General features: G+C 61.5%; 19 protein-coding genes. 14 read left to right on the top strand and 5 right to left on the bottom strand.

Translation table 11 applies throughout. From position 1 onward, the window contains the following. Positions 1–8: 8 nt before the first annotated feature. The 4 genes from fabF to fabD form a co-directional block, all read right to left on the bottom strand. Positions 9–1,274, bottom strand: coding sequence for a beta-ketoacyl-ACP synthase II (gene fabF / locus RCF49_RS20750; protein WP_342644252.1), 1,266 nt, complete (start codon positions 1,272–1,274; stop codon positions 9–11). A 152-nt stretch (positions 1,275–1,426) separates the two neighbouring features. Then, positions 1,427–1,663 (bottom strand): acyl carrier protein, encoded by a 237-nt coding sequence (locus RCF49_RS20745; RefSeq protein ID WP_342641686.1) that lies wholly within the window; start codon positions 1,661–1,663, stop codon positions 1,427–1,429. 261 nt (positions 1,664–1,924) lie between these two features. Next, positions 1,925–2,662, bottom strand: coding sequence for a 3-oxoacyl-[acyl-carrier-protein] reductase (gene fabG / locus RCF49_RS20740; protein ID WP_342641685.1), 738 nt, complete (start codon positions 2,660–2,662; stop codon positions 1,925–1,927). Between the two features lie 25 nt (positions 2,663–2,687). After that, positions 2,688–3,629, bottom strand: a complete 942-nt coding sequence (fabD, locus tag RCF49_RS20735; protein ID WP_342641684.1) for an ACP S-malonyltransferase — start codon at positions 3,627–3,629, stop codon at positions 2,688–2,690. A 353-nt stretch (positions 3,630–3,982) separates the two neighbouring features. Here fabD and rpsF point away from each other — a divergent pair, with 353 nt between their 5' ends. The 14 genes from rpsF to RCF49_RS20665 all read left to right on the top strand — a co-directional run bounded on the left by rpsF (position 3,983) and on the right by RCF49_RS20665 (position 18,516). Continuing rightward, a complete protein-coding gene (gene rpsF, locus RCF49_RS20730) occupies positions 3,983–4,438 on the top strand; it encodes a 30S ribosomal protein S6 (RefSeq protein WP_342641683.1) in 456 nt (151 codons plus the stop codon). Next, positions 4,438–4,680, top strand: coding sequence for a 30S ribosomal protein S18 (gene rpsR, locus RCF49_RS20725; protein ID WP_342641682.1), 243 nt, complete (start codon positions 4,438–4,440; stop codon positions 4,678–4,680). The genes rpsF and rpsR overlap by 1 nt, the downstream gene beginning before the upstream one ends. Before the next feature lie 72 nt (positions 4,681–4,752). Next, positions 4,753–5,736 (top strand): hypothetical protein, encoded by a 984-nt coding sequence (locus tag RCF49_RS20720; RefSeq protein ID WP_342641681.1) that lies wholly within the window; start codon positions 4,753–4,755, stop codon positions 5,734–5,736. 46 nt (positions 5,737–5,782) lie between these two features. Then, on the top strand, positions 5,783–6,373 hold the full coding sequence (rplI, locus tag RCF49_RS20715; protein ID WP_342641680.1) for a 50S ribosomal protein L9: 591 nt from the start codon (positions 5,783–5,785) through the stop codon (positions 6,371–6,373). Positions 6,374–6,598: 225 nt separating this feature from the next. Further along, positions 6,599–7,855 carry a cyclopropane-fatty-acyl-phospholipid synthase family protein gene (locus RCF49_RS20710; RefSeq protein ID WP_342641679.1) on the top strand — a complete coding sequence of 419 codons (1,257 nt, stop codon included), beginning with the start codon at positions 6,599–6,601 and terminating at the stop codon, positions 7,853–7,855. A gap of 237 nt (positions 7,856–8,092) precedes the next feature. Continuing rightward, positions 8,093–9,598, top strand: a complete 1,506-nt coding sequence (locus tag RCF49_RS20705; protein WP_342641678.1) for a replicative DNA helicase — start codon at positions 8,093–8,095, stop codon at positions 9,596–9,598. Between the two features lie 12 nt (positions 9,599–9,610). Further along, on the top strand, positions 9,611–10,786 hold the full coding sequence (gene alr, locus RCF49_RS20700; RefSeq protein ID WP_342641677.1) for an alanine racemase: 1,176 nt from the start codon (positions 9,611–9,613) through the stop codon (positions 10,784–10,786). Positions 10,787–10,972: 186 nt separating this feature from the next. Further along, complete coding sequence (locus RCF49_RS20695; RefSeq protein WP_342641676.1) at positions 10,973–11,821, top strand: MlaE family ABC transporter permease; 849 nt, start codon at positions 10,973–10,975, stop codon at positions 11,819–11,821. Between the two features lie 14 nt (positions 11,822–11,835). Next, positions 11,836–12,612: an ABC transporter ATP-binding protein gene (locus RCF49_RS20690; protein WP_342641675.1), complete on the top strand. Its 777-nt coding sequence runs from the start codon at positions 11,836–11,838 to the stop codon at positions 12,610–12,612. Between the two features lie 45 nt (positions 12,613–12,657). After that, entirely contained in the window at positions 12,658–13,683 is a 1,026-nt protein-coding gene (locus tag RCF49_RS20685; protein WP_342641674.1) for a zinc-binding alcohol dehydrogenase family protein, read from the top strand. A gap of 86 nt (positions 13,684–13,769) precedes the next feature. Further along, entirely contained in the window at positions 13,770–15,209 is a 1,440-nt protein-coding gene (radA, locus tag RCF49_RS20680; protein WP_342641673.1) for a DNA repair protein RadA, read from the top strand. 234 nt (positions 15,210–15,443) lie between these two features. After that, complete coding sequence (locus RCF49_RS20675) at positions 15,444–16,121, top strand: CvpA family protein (protein WP_342641672.1); 678 nt, start codon at positions 15,444–15,446, stop codon at positions 16,119–16,121. A 32-nt stretch (positions 16,122–16,153) separates the two neighbouring features. Continuing rightward, positions 16,154–17,686 carry an amidophosphoribosyltransferase gene (purF, locus tag RCF49_RS20670; protein ID WP_342641671.1) on the top strand — a complete coding sequence of 511 codons (1,533 nt, stop codon included), beginning with the start codon at positions 16,154–16,156 and terminating at the stop codon, positions 17,684–17,686. Positions 17,687–17,787: 101 nt separating this feature from the next. Further along, the gene (locus RCF49_RS20665; RefSeq protein ID WP_342641670.1) at positions 17,788–18,516 is read left to right on the top strand and encodes an SDR family NAD(P)-dependent oxidoreductase; all 729 of its coding nucleotides are present in this window, start codon (positions 17,788–17,790) and stop codon (positions 18,514–18,516) included. Here RCF49_RS20665 and RCF49_RS20660 read toward each other — a convergent pair. Next, positions 18,506–18,958 (bottom strand): hypothetical protein, encoded by a 453-nt coding sequence (locus RCF49_RS20660; protein WP_342641669.1) that lies wholly within the window; start codon positions 18,956–18,958, stop codon positions 18,506–18,508. The two genes, RCF49_RS20665 and RCF49_RS20660, sit on opposite strands and share 11 nt — an antisense overlap. Between the last annotated feature and the right edge of the window lie 12 nt (positions 18,959–18,970).

Genomic DNA, 18,970 nt, shown 5'->3' with positions numbered 1-18,970 from the left:
CGCCGATACTATTCGCTATACCGCCTAAAGATTAGCGAAGCGTTGGTTCCACCAAAACCAAAGGAATTGGACAATATAGTGTCCACCTGCTTCGATTTGGCCTCGTGCGGCACCAGGTCGATAGGTGTTTCCACCGACGGATTGTCAAGATTGAGTGTCGGCGGCACGATATTGTCACGGATCGCGAGCATGCCGAAGATCGCCTCGACCGCCCCCGCCGCACCCAGGAGATGGCCGATTGCAGACTTGGTGGACGACATGGCGAGCTTGCTGGCCGCATTGCCGAACAGCCGTTCGACCGCCCGCAATTCGATCTCATCACCGAGGGGGGTCGATGTGCCATGCGCGTTCACATAGTCGATCTCAGAGGGGCTCACGCCGGCGCGGTCCATCGCCGCCTTCATCGACCGGTAGGCCCCATCGCCATCCTCCGCCGGCGCGGTGACATGGTATGCATCACCCGACATGCCATAACCGATGATCTCGGCATAGATCTTGGCGCCACGGGCTTTGGCGTGCTCGAGCTCCTCCAGCACGACAACACCTGCGCCCTCGCCCATCACGAAGCCATCACGGGCCGCGTCATAGGGCCTCGATGCACGCTGGGGCTCATCGTTGAAGTGAGACGAGAGTGCCTTGCAGGCAATGAAACCGGCCACGCCGAGCCTGGAGATCGCAGCTTCGGTGCCGCCCGCAACCATCACATCCGCATCGCCGAGCATGATGAGCCGTGAAGCATCACCAATGGCATGGGCACCGGTGGAACAAGCGGTGACCACCGCATGATTCGGTCCCTTGAAGCCGTGCTCGATGGAGATCACACCAGAGGCCAGATTGATCAGCCGTCCCGGAATGAAGAACGGACCAACACGACGCGGTCCCTTTTCGGCGAGCACCAGCGACATCTCTTCGATGCCCGGCAAGCCACCGATGCCGGAGCCGACCATGACGCCGGTCCTGATCTGGTCCTCGTACTCAGTGGGCTTCCAGCCGGAATCCTCGACAGCCTGCTTGGCCGCTGCCACCGCGAAGAGAATAAACTCATCATAGCGGCGCTGCTCACGCGGCTCCATCCACTGGTCAGGATTGAAGGTGCCGTCCTGCCCGTCTCCGATCGGAACCTCGCAGGCGATACGAGTCGACATGTCGCTCGCATCGAACTTGGTGATCGGCCCGGCGCCAGATTGCCCGGCGATCAAACGCTGCCAAGTGGTCTCGACGCCGGATCCCAACGGCGAAACCATTCCCGTTCCGGTAACTACGACTCTGCGCATGCCCTGCTTGGGTTTCCCTACATTTGCGGCGGCCGGCAAAGCATTCCGCCTGACGGGATCTGCGGACCGGACCATTCAGCCTGTTCGGTGTGCGCCAGTCCCGCCGCGCCAGCCCTGGCACGTGGCCGAGCTGGCGTCAGCCATGTCTTCGCTCAGGCGGCGCTCTTCTTGATAAAGTTGACGGCATCACCGACCGTCTGGATCGTCTCGGCCGCGTCATCGGGAATCTCGATGCCGAACTCTTCCTCGAAGGCCATGACCAACTCGACCGTGTCGAGGCTGTCCGCGCCGAGATCATCGATAAAGCTCGCGTCCTCGGTCACCTTGTCAGGCTCGACGCCCAAATGCTCTACGACGATCTTCTTAACCCGTTCAGCGACATCACTCATATTCAGTTTCCTTAGTTTCCCGGTGCGGCGTCGTTGGCACCCGTTGAAAATCCTGCCCGCCTCAGGCAGGTGCACATTGATTTCCCCAGCTCGCGAACGATCGAGTATCGTCTCGAGACCCAGTTCTGACTGCCACGGCCCGCTACGGAGCCGTTGGCTTCCTAACACATAGTTTACTGCTTCACCAAGAGCCAAGACAGCGACGCTCTCAGCTTGTCCCAAGACAAACGCGTGATGCAGCCAAAGGAATCAAATCCCCTCTCAGATCATCGCCATACCACCATTTACGTGCAGCGTCTGCCCGGTAACATAACCGGCCTCATTGCTGGCGAGATAAAGTACGGCAGCGGCTATTTCTTCAGGCGCGCCCATACGCCCAGCCGGAATGGAGCCGAGGATCCCCTCACGCTGGCGATCATTGAGCGCGTCGGTCATGGCCGTCTCTATAAAGCCCGGGGCAACGCAGTTCACCGTGATGCCGCGGCTTGCAACTTCCTGGGCGAGCGCCTTGGTCAGCCCGACCATACCGGCTTTCGAGGCGGCATAATTCGCCTGGCCCGCATTGCCGGTGGTGCCAACAACCGAGGTGATCGAGATGATGCGGCCAAAGCGGCGCTTCATCATGCCCTTCAAGGCCGACCGCGACAGGCGGAACGCCGCGGTCAGATTAACCTCGATCACCTTCTGCCAATCCTCGTCCTTCATGCGAATCGCAAGGTTGTCACGGGTCAGGCCGGCATTGTTCACAAGGATATCGAGATGGCCGAGCTGTGCTTCCGCTTGCGGCACCAATGTCTCGACCTGCTGAGGATCGCCCAGGTCGCAGGCAAGGACATGACTGCGCTGCCCCAGCTCGTCGCTCAACGCTTTAAGCCGCTCCTCACGGGTGCCGGAGAGCAGCACCGTTGCCCCCTGCGCGTGAAGAACCCGCGCGATGGCGGCACCAATGCCGCCAGTCGCACCGGTCACCAGCGCGGTCTTGCCGGTCAGGTCGAACATCCCTCGTCTCCTCAGATCTGCCCCGTCAGCCAGCGCTGACGGTGAAGTTCGCGACGTCCTCCGGCGAGCCCACTGCAAAGGCCTGAGCGGCTGGCGCAATCCGCTTGGCAAGGCCGGTCAAGACCTTGCCGGCGCCGAGCTCGCAGAACCGGTCGACACCGTGATCCGCCATATAGGCCACCGATTCGCGCCAGCGCACGGTGCCGGTAACCTGTTCGGTGAGACGGCTGCGGATCTCGGCAACGGTCTCCAGCGAACTCGCAGTCACGTTGGCGACCAGCGGAACGACTGGCGGCTGAATATCGGTGTCTGCCAGTGCGTCGCGCATGATCTCAGCGGCGGGCTGCATCAGACTGCAATGAAAGGGCGCGCTTACCGGCAGCATGATCGCACGCTTGGCACCGCGCTCCTTGGCGATGGCCACGGCGCGCTCGACCGCTTGCTTCGCCCCGCTGATCACCACCTGGCCAGGGCCGTTGTCATTGGCAATCTGAACCTCATGGCTGCCTGCTTCCGCGGCGATCTCGCGCACGGGATCAAGATTCAGCCCGAGCAATGCTGCCATTGCGCCCATCCCTACCGGCACGGCGCGCTGCATCGCCTGACCGCGGAGCCGCAACAGGCGGGCGGCATCGGCGAGCGAGAAGCTACCGGCCGCGGTCAGAGCGGAATATTCTCCCAGCGAGTGACCAGCGACGAAGGCAACGTCACGGGCAATCACGAGCCCGGCCTCGTCCTCGAGCGCGCGCAAGGCCGCCATGGAAACGGCAAGCAATGCGGGCTGCGCGTTCTCGGTCAGGGTCAGCTGATCCTCGGGCCCTTCCCACATCAAACGGGACAAGGACTGGCCCAAGGCTTCGTCCACTTCTTCGAAGACGGCCCTGCTGGCCGGTATGGCCTGAGCCAAGGCACGCCCCATGCCAACCTGCTGGCTGCCCTGCCCAGGAAAAGTGAGAGCTGTTGTCATCACCACATCGCTTGCTTAACAGATGCCGCGGCAGCAATCATGAGCGAAGCACGCTGTCAAGACAAACGGCACCCGCGGGACAGCTGTGGATAGGCACAATTCACTGGCTCAACCGGGCAAGGCTCTTGCCGCGCGCGGCCAATGGCTTTATATGCCGGGCACGTGGCAGCTCCGGTTGGAGGCTGAACGGGAGGCTGTGCCCCCACAGGGGGCGCGGCGGCTTTAAGAGCATGCTCCCCGTGTCTCCGCTTCTTTGAGGTCCGTGTCTTGAGCCTTTCCGCAAAGGGCTCAGGGGAGGCTCAGCGCCGGATATGCTCGCGCAACGCGAACCTTAAGGGAAAGGCTTGGCGCCCATGGCGTTATATGAGCACATTTTCATGGTTCGGCAGGATGCCTCCAACGCACAGGTCGAGGCCCTGACCGAGCAGTTCAAAACCGTCATCCAAGAGAATGGCGGATCGGTCGGCAAGGTTGAGTATTGGGGTCTTCGTCCCGTCGCCTACCGCATCAAGAAGAATCGTAAGGCGCATTACACTCTGATGAATATCGAGGCGCCCCATGCGGCGGTGGCCGAGATGGAACGCCAGATGAAGATCAACGAAGACATCGTCCGGTTTCTCACGCTCAAGGTCGACGAGCACGAGACCGGTCCGTCGGCGATGATGCGCGCCCGCTCCAGCCGGGATGATCGCGACGAGCGTGGCCCGCGCGGTGGACGCGGCGGGCGTGACGGTGGTTTTCGTGATGGACCTCGGCCGCGCGGTCGCGACGGGGTTGAGTCTGGTCGCAGCCGTGAGGAGGCCCTCTAATGTCCACGCAAGCTCAGGCCCGTCGGCCATTCTTCCGGCGCCGCAAGACCTGCCCGTTCTCCGGTGCCAATGCGCCCATCATCGACTATAAGGATGTCCGCCTGCTGCAGCGCTTCGTTTCCGAACGCGGCAAAATCGTGCCAAGCCGGATCACGGCGGTCTCCGCCAAGCGGCAGCGGGAACTCGCCAAAGCGGTGAAGCGTGCGCGCTTCCTCGGGCTGTTGCCTTACGTGATCAAGTAAGCAAGCAGCGCAGAACGGACTAGGTTGGGGCGGTGGATCACCGCCTCTAACCGCATCAGCGGGACAGCCATTATGCAGAACACGTTCCTCATCGGCATTGGGGCCGGTCTTGCGGCCGCAGCGCTTTATTCGACCGTCATCAGCTATTCGCTGCTGGCGATTCTTTTGCTTTATCTCGCGCCACTGCCCCTGTTCATCGCAGGGCTGGGCTGGGGCAGCCTCACCGCAGCCATCGGTGCTGCAACCGGCACCCTCACCATCGCGCTTGCCGCAGGGCTGAGGCCAGGGCTCCTCTTCCTCTTGAGCGTCGGCATCGCCCCCATCATCATCAGCCATGTCGCCTTGTTGTCGCGCGATAGCGGCGAGGCGGTGGACCATGAAGGCGCGCCGGTCGCCGGCGGGCGCGATTTCTATCCGGAAGGCCGGCTGGTGCTTTGGACAGCGCTGATCGCCGGCCTGCTGATCACTGCGACCGTGCTGATGCTGGGGCCTACCGCCGAAGCCTTTCGCGGCGTTCTGCGCGATGCGCTCAACCGCATGCTCGATGCTCAGCCAGGCTTGCAGAATGAGCTCAACACCGGCAATGCGGACAAAACCGCAATGGTCGAGCTCTTCATCAGGCTGATGCCGCCGGCCTCCGCCGTCCTGTGGCTGATCGCATCGCTGATCAATCTCTACCTTGCCGCGCGTATCGTCTCGATTTCCGGGCGAACCCTGCGCCCCTGGGCGCCGTTCAGCGCCCTCACCTTTCCGCGGACAGCCGCAGTTGCGCCACTGGCGGCGCTCATTGCGGCCTTCCTACCAGGCCTCATCGGGCTCATCGGCGAGGTGTTCCTGGCTCTGCTGCTGACCGCCTTTGCCATTGTGGGTCTTGCGACCATTCACCAGCGCACGCTGGGCATGACGTCGCGTCCTCTGCTGCTCGGGGTGCTCTATGCAACCATGCTGGTCTTCAACTGGCTGGTGGTCTTGGCGCTCTCCGGGCTCGGCATCGCCCATACGCTGATGCGGCCGGCGTCAGGCCCCAGCAGCAGGCCACCGCAATCGACAACGTGAACCGTCACTTTCATTCCTGAGATCAAAAGGAAAATAGGAGTATACAATGCATGTGATCCTTCTCGAGCGTGTCGAAAAGCTCGGCGCGATGGGCGATGTGGTCAAGGTGCGTGATGGCTATGCGCGCAACTACCTCCTGCCCCAAGGCAAGGCGCTGCGGGCCAGCGAAGAGAACAAGAAACAGTTCGAAGCCCAGCGCGAGGTGCTCGAGCATCGCAATGCCGAGCGCAAATCGAAAGCCGAACAGGATGCGGCTGCGATCAATGGCAAGACCTTCGTCGTCATCCGTCAGGCGGGCGAATCGGGTCAGCTCTATGGCTCGGTGAGCACGCGCGACATCGCGCAGCTCGTGTCACAGGAGACGGGCAAAGAGGTCGTCCGCAACCAGGTGGTGCTCGACCAGCCAATCAAGGCCATCGGCATGATCCCGGTGCGTCTGGCCCTGCATCCTGAGGTGCCGGTCACCATTACGCTCAATGTGGCACGATCGGCCGATGAGGCGGACGCGCAGGCACGGGGCGAAGATCTCAGCATTCCGGTTGATGAGCGGCTTGCTGCGATGGAAGCGGCAGGATTCGATGAGATTGCCGCTGACGAGGACGAGATGGAGGCTGCAGCCTCAACCGAGGAACAGTGACCCGTCCGGTCCGCGCCTCCTCGTGCAGGCGCGGACCCTCTGTCGTCGAATTTTTTAGGCCTTTTACAGATCGTCAATTTTGTTTAGGCAGCCCTGACATTTAGACATAGCCGGCGTGTTGCCGTTGTAAGAATGACATGATTAAATCGCTGGCGGGGTTGAACTAGTTGCTCCAGCTTGCTGGCGTGATTTCGACGGCACACGGCGCTGGAGAAGGAGCATCGGGTGCTGGCCGTCCTGAAGCGAGTATTGGGCTTTATCGTCCGTACGGGCACTCTCGTTCTGATCGATGTCAGGGGGCATTCCCACACTTTCGGGGATTCGACAGGCACCCCCGTCGTGGTGCGCATCACCGATCCATCGGTCTATCGCAAGCTGTCCGTGAACCCGGAGCTGTATCTCGGCGAGGCTTATATGGATGGGACCCTGCGCATGGAGCAGGGCGACATCTACGATTTCCTCGCACTGGTCCTCCGGAATCTAGAGCAGAGCCGTTATCCCAAGTGGATGAATGTCTGGGAGCAGTTTCGCTATCGGATGCGTCGGATCCACCAGCACAATCCCATTGGGCGGGCGCAGCGCAACATTGCCCATCACTATGACCTGAACGGCACGCTCTACGACCTGTTCCTCGATCGCGACCGGCAATATTCCTGCGCCTATTTTGAGCAGCCCACCAGCACGCTAGAGGAGGCTCAGCTCGCCAAGAAGCGCCATATCGCGGCCAAGCTGCACCTGAAGCCCGGCCTTAAGGTGCTCGATATCGGTTCGGGTTGGGGTGGGCTCGGCCTCTATCTCGCCGAGGTCGCCGATGTGGACGTCACGGGCGTCACGCTTTCGGAGGAACAGTACAAGCTTTCAAACGAGCGGGCGGCCAATCGGGGCCTATCCGATCGCGTCCGCTTTCTTTTGCAGGATTACCGCCACCTCAAATCCAAGTTCGACCGGATCGTCTCGGTTGGCATGTTCGAGCATGTGGGGATTGGACATTACCGCGAGTTCTTCGAGGCGGTTCGTGAGCTCCTGACGGAGGATGGCGTCGCTGTCCTGCATTCGATCAACAGGTCGGACGGACCAGGCGCGACGAATCCCTGGATTGCGAAATACATCTTCCCGGGCGGTGCCATTCCCGCACTATCCGAAGTGGTGCCGGTGCTCGAGCGCAGCCGGCTCTACATCACGGATATCGAGATCCTGAGGCTCCATTACGCGGAAACCTTGCGCGAATGGCGCCGGCGTTTCGTCCAGAGCTGGGACAAGGCGAAAGCTCTTTATGACGAGCGTTTCTGCAGGATGTGGGATTTCTATCTTGCAGCCTCGGAAACGGCCTTCCGTTTCCAGGGAATGAACAATTTCCAAATCCAGTTCACCAGAAACCAGCACGCGCTGCCGCTTACTCGCGACTATATGATCGAGGAAGAGCGCAGGCTTAGGCTGCGCGAAGCGGACCGGCGGCATCTGGTCTCTGTGCCTGCAGAATAGTCAAGAGGCATTCGCCGGCGCCCATTCGCACACGGGCGCCCGCTTCGAGTCGCACACCTGATCACCTGATGTTCGGCCCTGCGCGAATCATGTCACGCTCGCCCGAGAATCCGTCGCGTTAACGGAAAAGAACTGAATGTGGCCTTGGGGCAACCGCGTTCTGTGGATAGTGCGCACAGCGCCATAATTGATGAAACAGACCGTCCCAGGACTGGTGGATTGCGGTAGTTTACCTCGATGGAGAGCGTACAGAACTTTTCAGTTATCGATTCGCATTCACCCGACAGGGATGCGGGCTACCGCAGCCCGCCGCATAATATTGAGGCAGAGCAGGCGCTGCTTGGCGCGATCCTCGTGAATAACGAGGCCTGCGAGCGCGTATCGGATTTTCTGAAGCCGGATCACTTCTTCGAACCGGTCCATGCCCGAATCTACGAAGCGGCCTTCCGTCTGATCCGGGCCGGCAAGCTGGCCTCGCCGGTCACACTGAAAACCTTCTTCGATCGCGACCAGTCACTCGCCGAGATCGGCGGCCCCGCTTATCTGGCGCGGCTTGCCGCCTCCGCCACAACGATCATCAACGCCCAGGAATATGGGCGGACGATCTATGATCTCGCGGTTCGCCGGCGGCTCATCGAAATCGGGACCGATGTGGTCAACGCGGCCTTTGACGCTCCCGTCGATGTGGGACCGCGGCAGCTCATCGAGGAAGCCGAACAGGGGCTTTACGAGCTGGCCGAGACCGGGCGCTACGGCAAGGGATTTCGGGGATTTGGCGAGGCGCTCACGGATGCCATCGACATGGCGGCGGCGGCCTATGAGCGTGATGGCGGCCTGTCTGGCATTTCCTGCGGCCTGACCGATATCGATGCCAAGATGGGCGGACTGCAGAGGTCGGATCTGATCATCCTGGCTGGCCGGCCTGCCATGGGCAAAACGGCGCTGGCCACCAATATCGCGTATAATGTCGCGCGGTCCTACAAATCGACCCGGCTGCCCGATGGCAGCGAAAAGGTTCTCGAAGGCGGCCTCGTCGCATTCTTCTCGCTGGAAATGTCGGCAGAGCAGCTGGCCACGCGTATTCTGTCCGAGCAGGCCGAGATTTCCTCGGAGCGCATCCGGCGCGGCAAGATCACCGAGGACGAGTTCCGGCGGCTGACGGCTGTCAGCCAGGAAATGCAGCAGCTGCCCCTCTATATCGACGATACGGGTGGCCTCACCATCGCACAGTTGGCAGCCCGGGCCCGCCGCCTTAAGCGACAAAGGGGGTTAGGTCTTCTCGTTGTGGACTATCTACAGCTCCTCGCCGGCTCATCGCGCCGGTCTTCAGAAGGGCGCGTGCAGGAAATCACCGAGATCACCACGGGCCTCAAAGCCCTGGCGAAAGAGCTCGAGGTTCCCGTGCTCGCGCTTTCGCAGCTCTCCCGGCAAGTTGAACAACGGGATGACAAGCGCCCGCAGCTCGCGGATCTTCGTGAATCTGGCTCGATCGAGCAAGATGCCGACGTGGTATTGTTCGTTTATCGTGAGGAGTATTACCTACAACGCAAGGAGCCCAAGCCGAATACTCCCGAACACTTTGAGTGGCAGGACGAGATGAACAAGGTCACCGGCCGTGCGGAAGTGATTATCGGAAAGCAGAGACACGGCCCCACGGGCACAATTCCGCTACATTTCGACGCAAGCCTGACAAAATTTCAAAATCTTATCTCTGATGACTATTTACCAGAACGTTTTGAGTGATTTATTGCGCCAATGAGCGACACCGAAATTCCAGAAGAAGCCCCCGTCCCGCAGCCCACCGAAGAGCTGTCCTCCGAAACCGCTGGCGGCACGCTCATGATCGACCTGCGTGCCATCCAGGCGAATTACCGCTATCTCGCCGGCCGGGTCGGACGCGCCGAATGTGGCGCGGCCGTCAAGGCCGATGCTTACGGCCTGGGCATGATCCCGGTCGCCCAAGCCTTATGGGCCGCAGGCTGCCGCACATTCTTCGTCGCCCTCCCCTGCGAGGGTGCCAAACTTCGAAAGACGCTACCGGAGGCTACGATCTATCTCCTGGGCGGGCTTCTGCCTGGCAGTGCTGATTTCGTGGCAGAGCACAATCTGCAGCCGGTGCTCTCCTCGGTGGAGGAGATCAGCGAATGGGCGCAGTTCTGCCGCCAGCAGGACCGACGCCTGCCGGCCGGCATCCATGTGGATACGGGCATCAACCGCCTGGGCCTCAGCCGAAGCCAGGTCGAGTGCCTCGCGGCCAGCCACAAGGACCTGCGGGCGTTCCGGATTACGCTGATCATCAGCCATCTGGCCTGCGGCGACATGCCGAATGCGCCCATGAACCGGGAACAGCTGGCCGTGTTCGACCGCCTGCGCGCATTGCTGCCGGAGGCGCGCGCCAGCATCGCCAATTCCGCGGGCACTCTCAATGTCGCGGATTTCCACTATGATCTCGTGCGGCCGGGCATTGCACTCTATGGTGGGAAAGCGCTCATCGATCGGGCCAATCCCATGAAGCAGGTGGTGAGCCTCTACGGCACGGTGCTCAGCGTAAGGGAGGTCAAGGCCGGAGAAACGGTCGGCTATAGCGCAACCTGGAAATGTGAGCGAAATTCCCAGATCGCCATCATCAGCGTCGGATACGCGGATGGCTTCTTCCGCTGCCTCAGCGGCTCCAGCCGGTCAGAGCGCGCTCACGTGTTCATCGGTGGCCAGTTTGCACCGGTGGTCGGGCGCGTCTCGATGGACATGATCACGGTGGATGTCACCGATGTGCCGAGCGAATTCGCCCGGCGCGGGGGACGTGCCGAGCTCATCGGTCCGCATATCACGGTCGATGATCTCGCGCGGTGGGCCGGCACCATTCCCTACGAGGTGCTCACGGCACTTGGCCCGCGCTACTGCCGCCTCTACTCACCTTACGATCCCCGTTGAGCGTCAACGGAGTACAACCGGCACATCCTTTCCAAGCTGAAGACCGGCAAAAGCGGCTGCCCGGCAATCTCGGCAGCCCCGTTTGGCATGACGGTCTCGATTACCCCTTCCGACAGATGGGTGCTTGGGGCTATAGAACTCTGACATGTCGTCTGGGCGGGTAGTCCTCCGCTTTGATGCTTTGGATTGCTGAGCTGGTCGTATCGCGCTGATCCTCAGGCTTGGGCGCGGCGCGGCCTTGTGTGTGACGGAAAGGCGGAGCTCTTGAACCTTCTCGCCAATATTGGCCGGATCACGCTGCAGTTTTGCGAGGAAGTCGGCCGGCTCTCGATCTTTCTCTGGAACAGCCTGTTCCATATCGTCGCTCCGCCCTATTTCGGCCGGCAGATCTTCGATCAGATCGTCCGGATCGGGTACAACTCCCTGTTCGTGGTCGGGCTCACGGCGTTTTTCACCGGTGCAGCACTGGCCTTACAGATCTATGTAGGGGGCACGCGCTTCAATGCGGAAAGCATCGTTGCCCAGATTGTGGCCTTGGGCATCACCCGTGAGCTCGGGCCGGTGCTGACGGGATTGATCGTCGCGGGGCGGGTGAGCGCGGCCATTGCCGCCGAGCTTGGCACGATGCGGGTCACAGAGCAGATCGATGCCTTGACCACGCTGTCGACCAACCCGTTCAAATATCTGATGACGCCGCGGATCGTGGCTGCGGTGATCACACTGCCGATCCTGGTTGCGATCGCGGATACGATCGGCATTCTCGGCGGCTATGTGGTCGGCACCCGCAGCCTCGGTTTCAACTCGACGGCCTATCTCAACAGCACGGTCAACTTCCTCGAGGCTGGCGACGTGCTCTCGGGCCTGGCAAAGGCGGCGGTGTTCGGGTTCGTGATCGCGCTGATGGGATGCTATCAGGGCTATTACAGCCGCGGGGGTGCGCAAGGTGTCGGCCGCGCCACGACGAACGCGGTGGTCTCGGCATCCATCCTGATCCTCGCTGCGAACTACATCATGACCTCCCTGATCTTCTCGTAAGGCTTGATCCACCCATGGCAGCAGTTCCCCATATCGAGCTCTCCGGCGTGCGTAAGAGCTTCGGCGCCAAGACCGTGCTGGATGGCGTCGACGTGGCGGTGGATCGCGGCAAGTCGCTCGTGATCATCGGCGGTTCGGGTTCGGGAAAATCCGTCAGCCTCAAATGCATTCTCGGCCTCATCCGGCCAGATGCCGGTTCCATCAAGATCGACGGGGTCGAGACGGTCGGGATGAAAGGCAGCGCACGGGACGAGCTTCTGCGCAAATTCGGCATGCTGTTCCAGGGCGCGGCGCTGTTCGACAGCCTCAAGGTCTGGGAGAATGTCGCGTTCGGGCTCATCCAGGGCAAGCAGATGCCGCGGGCGGAAGCACGCGAGATCGCCTATGAGAAGCTCGGCCAAGTGGGTCTCGGCCAGGAAGTTGGCGAGCTCTCGCCGGCCGAATTGTCGGGCGGCATGCAGAAGCGCGTGGGCCTTGCGCGGGCCATTGCGGCCGATCCAGACATCATCTTCTTCGATGAGCCGACCACCGGTCTTGATCCGATCATGGCCGATGTCATCAATGATCTCATCCGCGACTGCGTGAGCAGGCTCGGTGCCACGGCCGTCTCGATCACCCATGACATGGCCTCGGCCCGGAAGATTGCAGATTATATTGCCATGATCTATCGCGGTAAGATCATCTGGCATGGAGAAGCCTCGGAGATCGACACCAGCGGCAACGCCTATGTCGAGCAGTTCATCCACGGGCGCGCCGAGGGGCCCATCAAGATGGATGTGCTAAAGCCGTAGAGCATATGCGAGCCAAGTCGCTCTGATAGCCCAGGAGAGCCCGTCATGCGCGCCATCGGCCTGTTCCAGTCGCGACCGGTCACTGATCCCGAGGCCCTGGTGGATCTGGAATTGCCCACGCCCGAGCTGCGGCCGCGAGACCTCCTGGTGCGGGTGAAGGCGGTGTCGGTCAATCCGGTCGACACCAAAGTGCGCGGCATCCGGATCAAGGAACGGCTGAGCAGCCCGCGCGTGCTCGGCTATGACGGGGCCGGCATCGTGGAGGCCACGGGCCCAGACTGCTCGATGTTCAAACCGGGTGATGCGGTCTATTTCGCGGGCGATATCACGCGGAATGGCAGCAATGCGGAGCTCGTTGCCATTGACGAGCGGATCGTTGCCGCAAAACCCAAATCGCTCGATTTCGCTCAAGCTGCAGCGCTGCCGCTCACCACGCTCACCGCTTGGGAGGCCATTCACGACCGCATCGGCTTCTCGAAAGACCGCGGCGCGAATTCTGAGCGCAGCCTGCTCATTATTGGGGGGGCCGGCGGGGTCGGCTCGATCGCGATCCAGCTCGCCCGGCTGGCCGGTCTTACTGTCATCGCCACCGCTTCACGGACAGAAACGGCTGACTGGTGCCGCACGCTCGGGGCCAACCATATTGCCGACCATCGGGACCTGGTGGCTTCGGTCCGAAAACTCGGCATCGAATCGGTTGATGCGATTCTGTGCTGCTCATCCACCGATAGCTATTTCAAACCGGCCGCCGAGCTCGTCGCGCCACAAGGCACCGTATGCTTCATCGTTGCCAATGCACAGCCGGTGGATGCGGGGCTCTATCAGGCCAAGAGCATCAGGATCGCCTGGGAATATATGTTCACCCGTCCGCAATTTGCGACCGCGGATATGATCCAACAGCACGAGATCCTCACCCAGACCGCACGGCTCGTGGATGAAGGGCTGATCCGCTCAACCCTCACCAAATCGCTTGGTCCCATCAATGCCGAGAACCTCCTTGAAGCGCACCGGATGGTCGAAACCGGCACCATGATCGGCAAAGTGGTGGTTGCCGGTGAATTCCGCTCATAACGGAATGTTCTCGTTTTACCCCATATAAGAATTGCGGTATGAAGGGGCGTGGATAAGGCCGTCGATGGCCTAAACGAGGAGTTCTCTTGGCCAAGCCCAGCTCGATCTTCGTTTGCCAGTCCTGCGGTGCCACCGCGAGCCGCTGGACCGGCCGTTGTGATGCCTGCGGAGGCTGGAACACGTTCATCGAGGAGGCCGCCGCGGCGCCCCTGCCCGGCGGCGCGCGAGCGAAAAGCGGCAAGGGGCGTCGGGTGGAGCTCGTCGGCCTCAAGGGGGCAACACCCGTACCGGCGCGGCTCAAATCGGGCATTCAAGAGCTCGACCGGGTGGCGGGAGGCGGCCTTGTTCCCGGCTCTGCCGTGCTCATTGGGGGTGATCCGGGGATCGGCAAGTCGACGCTGATCCTGCAGGCGCTCGCCAAGCTCGCCCGGGGTGGCGAGCGGGTGGTCTATATTTCGGGCGAAGAAGCAATCGATCAGGTGCGGCTGCGGGCCGAGCGCCTGGGCCTTGCGGATGCGCCGGTCTTGCTTGCCGCGGAGACCAATCTCGAAGATGTGCTCGCCACCTTGGGCGATGGACCGCGCCCTGCGGTCATCGCGGTTGATTCGGTGCAGACGATCTGGTCGCCGCAGATCGATGCGGCGCCGGGCACCGTCTCGCAGCTCCGCGCGGGCGCCGAGGCGCTGGTTCGCTTTGCAAAGAGCAAAGGGACAACCGTGCTTCTCGTGGGGCACGTCACCAAAGATGGACAGATTGCCGGACCGAAGCTGATCGAGCACATGGTGGATGCGGTCTTCTATTTCGAAGGTGATCGCGGGCACCAGTTCCGGATCCTGCGCGCGGTCAAGAACCGATTCGGTCCGACGGACGAGATCGGCGTTTTCGAGATGTCGGATGGGGGTCTGGCCGAGGTTGAAAACCCATCAGGCCTGTTTCTCGGCGATCGCAATTCGACCACGCCCGGGGCTGCCGTCTTTGCGGGGATCGAGGGCACCCGCCCATTGCTGGTCGAGGTGCAAACGCTGGTTTCACCCTCGACGCTTGGCACGCCGCGCCGGGCAGTGGTGGGCTGGGACAGTAGCCGCCTCGCCATGATCTTGGCGGTGCTCGATACCCATTGCGGGGTGGGCCTCGGGGGCTATGACGTTTATCTCAATGTCGCCGGAGGCTTGCGCATCCGAGAGCCGGCTGCCGATCTTGCGGTTGCAGCGGCCCTGGTTTCCTCTCTGGTTGGTGCGCCCCTTCCGGCAGAATCACTCCTGTTTGGGGAGATTGCGCTGTCGGGCGCGCTGAGGCCCGTGGCGCAGGGCGAGGCCCGGATCAAGGAAGCCGCCAAGCTCGGGTTCAAGACCGCGGTGGTGCCACAGGCGGCGAAGGCCGAGTGGAAGCGCACACCACCGCTTGCTCTGCATGCGCCGGCGGATCTGAGGGGGCTCGTGCGGTGGGTCCAATCCTTCAATCCGGCCGAGGGCAATAGACAGCAGGCCGCAGCCGAAGGGCGCACCAAGCTGCGCGCTGGCGCGTGATCTCATCGGACGGCAGATCCCTTGCGACCACATGGGCGCCAAAATCGCTCGCCTTGTATGTGACAGCAGGACAAAAGCATCCTATAGTCCGCGCGCCTTGAGCGTCGTTGGAGACTTCACTCGTCGTGCCGCTGAAACCTCGCCCGACAAGTAAAGCGATTGTGAACGATGGCGCTCTCGACTCGTACCGTTCCGGTGACCTGTTTCGATAAGCTGCTGTGGAGCCTGCGCTAAATGCCGTTCTCGCTCTTGGACGTCATCCTGATCGGCATCATGCTGATCTCAGGCATACTTGCATTGATGCGCGGCTTTACGCGGGAGGTATTATCGATCATCGCCTGGGCCGGTGCCGCCCTTGCCGCCTATCTTGCCTATACCGGCTTCCGCGACATGGCGCGGAGCTATATCCAGCCCGATTATGTGGCAGATATCACGCTGGTTGCCGGCACTTTCTTCGTCGTCCTCATTCTCATCTCCATTCTCACCATCAAGCTGTCAGACTGGATCCTCGATTCGGGCGTCGGCGCACTCGACCGGACCCTTGGGTTTCTGTTCGGCATGCTGCGCGGCCTTCTGCTCGTGGTGGTGGCCTATCTGTTCTTCATCTGGCTCGTTCCCGTCGAGCGCCGGCCGGAATGGGTGCGCAATGCGGCCACCCTGCCGGTGATCGAACGCACCGGCACATTCGTTATTTCATTTCTTCCGCCTGACGTGGCTGAAACTCTGTTGGGCAAGACCTATATAAACGCGGAACCTGGCGGCGCCTCCCCATCTCCCAGCGAGACGGATGATCCGGGTGAAACAGCCCCTGGCGCGGACGGTGAAGAGGAAGAAGGTTATGGCAGCCCATCGGGAGATGGGATCAACGAGTTGTTGAACAACGACTCTCAGGGCACCGGCAGTAACAATTAGCCGGTTCGGACATGCCCCGGCAGGAGATCGATATGGTGGCTGTTGGTTCATTTCGGCGTGATGGTGGTGGCGTCAGGGGGATATCCACCCATCACTCATCAGAGAGCTTCGTCTCCGCAGATATTGACGTGAACGGCGACACGTTGCGCGAGGAATGTGGCGTCTTCGGCGTGTTCGGACATCCGGATGCGGCCGCCTTGACCGCGCTCGGGCTCCATGCCCTCCAGCATCGTGGCCAGGAAGCTGCCGGTATCGTGAGCTTCGATGGCGAGCATTTCCATTCCGAACGGCGCATGGGGCTCGTCGGCGACCATTTCTCCTCGTCCAAGGTGATCGAGCGCTTGCAAGGTGATCGGGCGGTTGGACATGTGCGCTATGCCACGACCGGCGATACGGTCCTGCGGAATGTGCAGCCTCTCTTTGCTGATCTGGCCGCTGGCGGCTTTGCAGTTTGCCACAATGGCAATCTCACGAATGCGGTGACCCTTCGCGAAGAGCTCATCCGCAACGGCGCCATCTGCCAATCCACCTCGGATACCGAGGTGATCCTTCATCTCGTGGCGCAATCGCGCAAACCGCGCTTCCTCGAGCGCTTCATCGAAGCGCTGCGCGCGATCGAAGGGGCTTACTCCCTGGTGGCGATGACCAATAAGAAGCTGATCGGCGCGCGCGATCCGCTCGGCATTCGCCCTCTGGTCTTAGGTGAACTCAACGGCGCTCCCATTCTTGCCTCCGAAACCTGCGCCTTCGACATTATCGGCGCCCGCTTCATCCGTGAAATCGAGAATGGCGAGATCGTCGTGATCAGCGAGGATGGCATCGAAAGCCTGCACCCCTTCCCGCGGATCCAACCCAGGCCGTGCATCTTCGAATATATCTATTTCTCCCGACCCGACAGCGTGGTGGGCGGGCGTTCCGTCTATCAAGTGCGCAAGGCCTCGGGCATGGAGCTTGCCAAGGAGGCACCGGCCGAAGCCGACGTGGTGATCCCCGTGCCGGATTCGGGCGTGCCCGCCGCCTTGGGCTTTGCCGAGCAGTCCGGCATCCCGTTCGAATTGGGCATCATCCGCAATCATTATGTGGGCCGAACCTTCATCGAGCCCACCCAGCATATTCGCTCGCTGGGCGTGAAGCTGAAGCATAATGCCAACCGGGCGGTCATCCGGGGCAAGCGCATCATCCTGGTCGATGATTCCATCGTGCGCGGCACCACGTCTCTGAAGATCGCCCAGATGATGTATGAAGCGGGCGCGCGCGAGGTGCATATGCGGATCGCGAGCCCCCCCATCAAACATCCGGACTTCTACGGCATCGACACGCCAGAGCAGAAAGCGCTGCTGGCCGCCAATCACACGCTCGAGGAGATGCGCGAGTTCATCGGTGTCGACAGCCTGGCATTCCTGTCGGTCGAAGGCATCTATCGAGCCCTTGGCGAACAAGGCCGCGATCCGATCCGGCCGCAATTCACCGACCATTGCTTTACCGGGGATTATCCGACACCGCTCACCGATCTGGGCGGCGGCGGCACCGGGCGGCAGCTCTCTCTGCTGGCCGAAGTGGGATAAAGGCCGGGGCTGTTGCTCAGGGCAGCGGCCCCGCGCATCGTCGCTGTCGGTCTCACAGCTCAGCTTGACCTGATCGCACAAGCTCAATAACACCGGCAGCCATGACTTCTCTGCTCAAAGATCGGATCGCGCTCATCACCGGCGCCTCGCGCGGGATCGGATATGCCACGGCGAAGGCGCTGGCCGCGCAAGGTGCTCATATTATCGCGCTCGCCCGCACAGTTGGCGCCCTCGAGGAGCTCGACGACGAGATCAAGCAGATCGGCGGCACGGCAACGCTCGTGCCTGTGGATCTGAAGGATTTCGAAGCGCTCGACCGGCTTGGCGCCTCGATCTACGAGCGGTGGGGCAAACTCGATATCCTCGTCGGGAATGCCGGGGTGCTTGGCAGCCTGGCCCCCGTCGGCCATATCAAGCCGAAGGAATGGGATGAGGCCTTCGCGGTCAATGTCACGGCAAATTGGCGACTGATCCGCTCGCTAGATGTGTTGCTGCGCCAGTCGGATGCCGGCCGCGCGCTGTTCATCACTTCGGGCGCTGCCCATAATGCCAGGGCCTATTGGGGGCTTTATTCCACCACAAAGGCCGCACTCGAAACGCTGGTGATCACCTATGCGAAAGAGGTGGCCAGCACAGCTTTGCGGGTCAACCTGCTCAATCCAGGCCCCGTCCGCACCGCCATGCGGGCCAAGGCCATGCCCGGCGAAGATCCAAGCACACTCACCACACCAGCCGAACTTGCCCAGCACATTCCCGCATTGCTCGCGCCTCATCTCACAGAGACAGGCGCGATCTGGGACTATAGCCCAGGGCAGTTGGTCAAGCGGTAGTTGCCCAATCGGCATGGCCGCCGCCAGTTTCATGCTGGGCGGCGGCATCATGTATGCTCTGATGGTAACTTCCGATCTCGCGCTCGGCCCGTTCGAGCTGGCGCAGATAATGGCCGACATCAGTGCCGACCATCTCGGGCTTTTGTTCAAGCTCCAGAAACAGAAGATTCAGCCGACCGAACTGATCGCCCACGATTTTGCCGTAGGATTTATGGTCGTCGACACTGTGTGACGTGTCTTGAATCAAAGCTCTGTGGGTATTCTGCACCAGGTCGTGGAGCTCCTGCAGCTTGTGCGGGGGCATATTCCTCAGGTCGGAATAGCGGCCCAGGGCTGAATGAGCCTCTATCATGGCCTGCTGAAAGCCCTTGGCTGCGGGGTTGTTCCAGACCTCGGTGAAGGGCGGCGCGATACGCTCTTGCTTGAAATGCGTTCTAAACATGATCGATGGGTC

This window comes from Rhodoligotrophos sp. CJ14 (assembly GCF_038811545.1).
Classification (GTDB): Bacteria; Pseudomonadota; Alphaproteobacteria; order Rhizobiales; family Im1; genus Rhodoligotrophos; species Rhodoligotrophos ferricapiens.
Note: the sequence above shows the minus strand (reverse complement) of the source record. Positions and strands in the feature narration are given on the sequence as shown.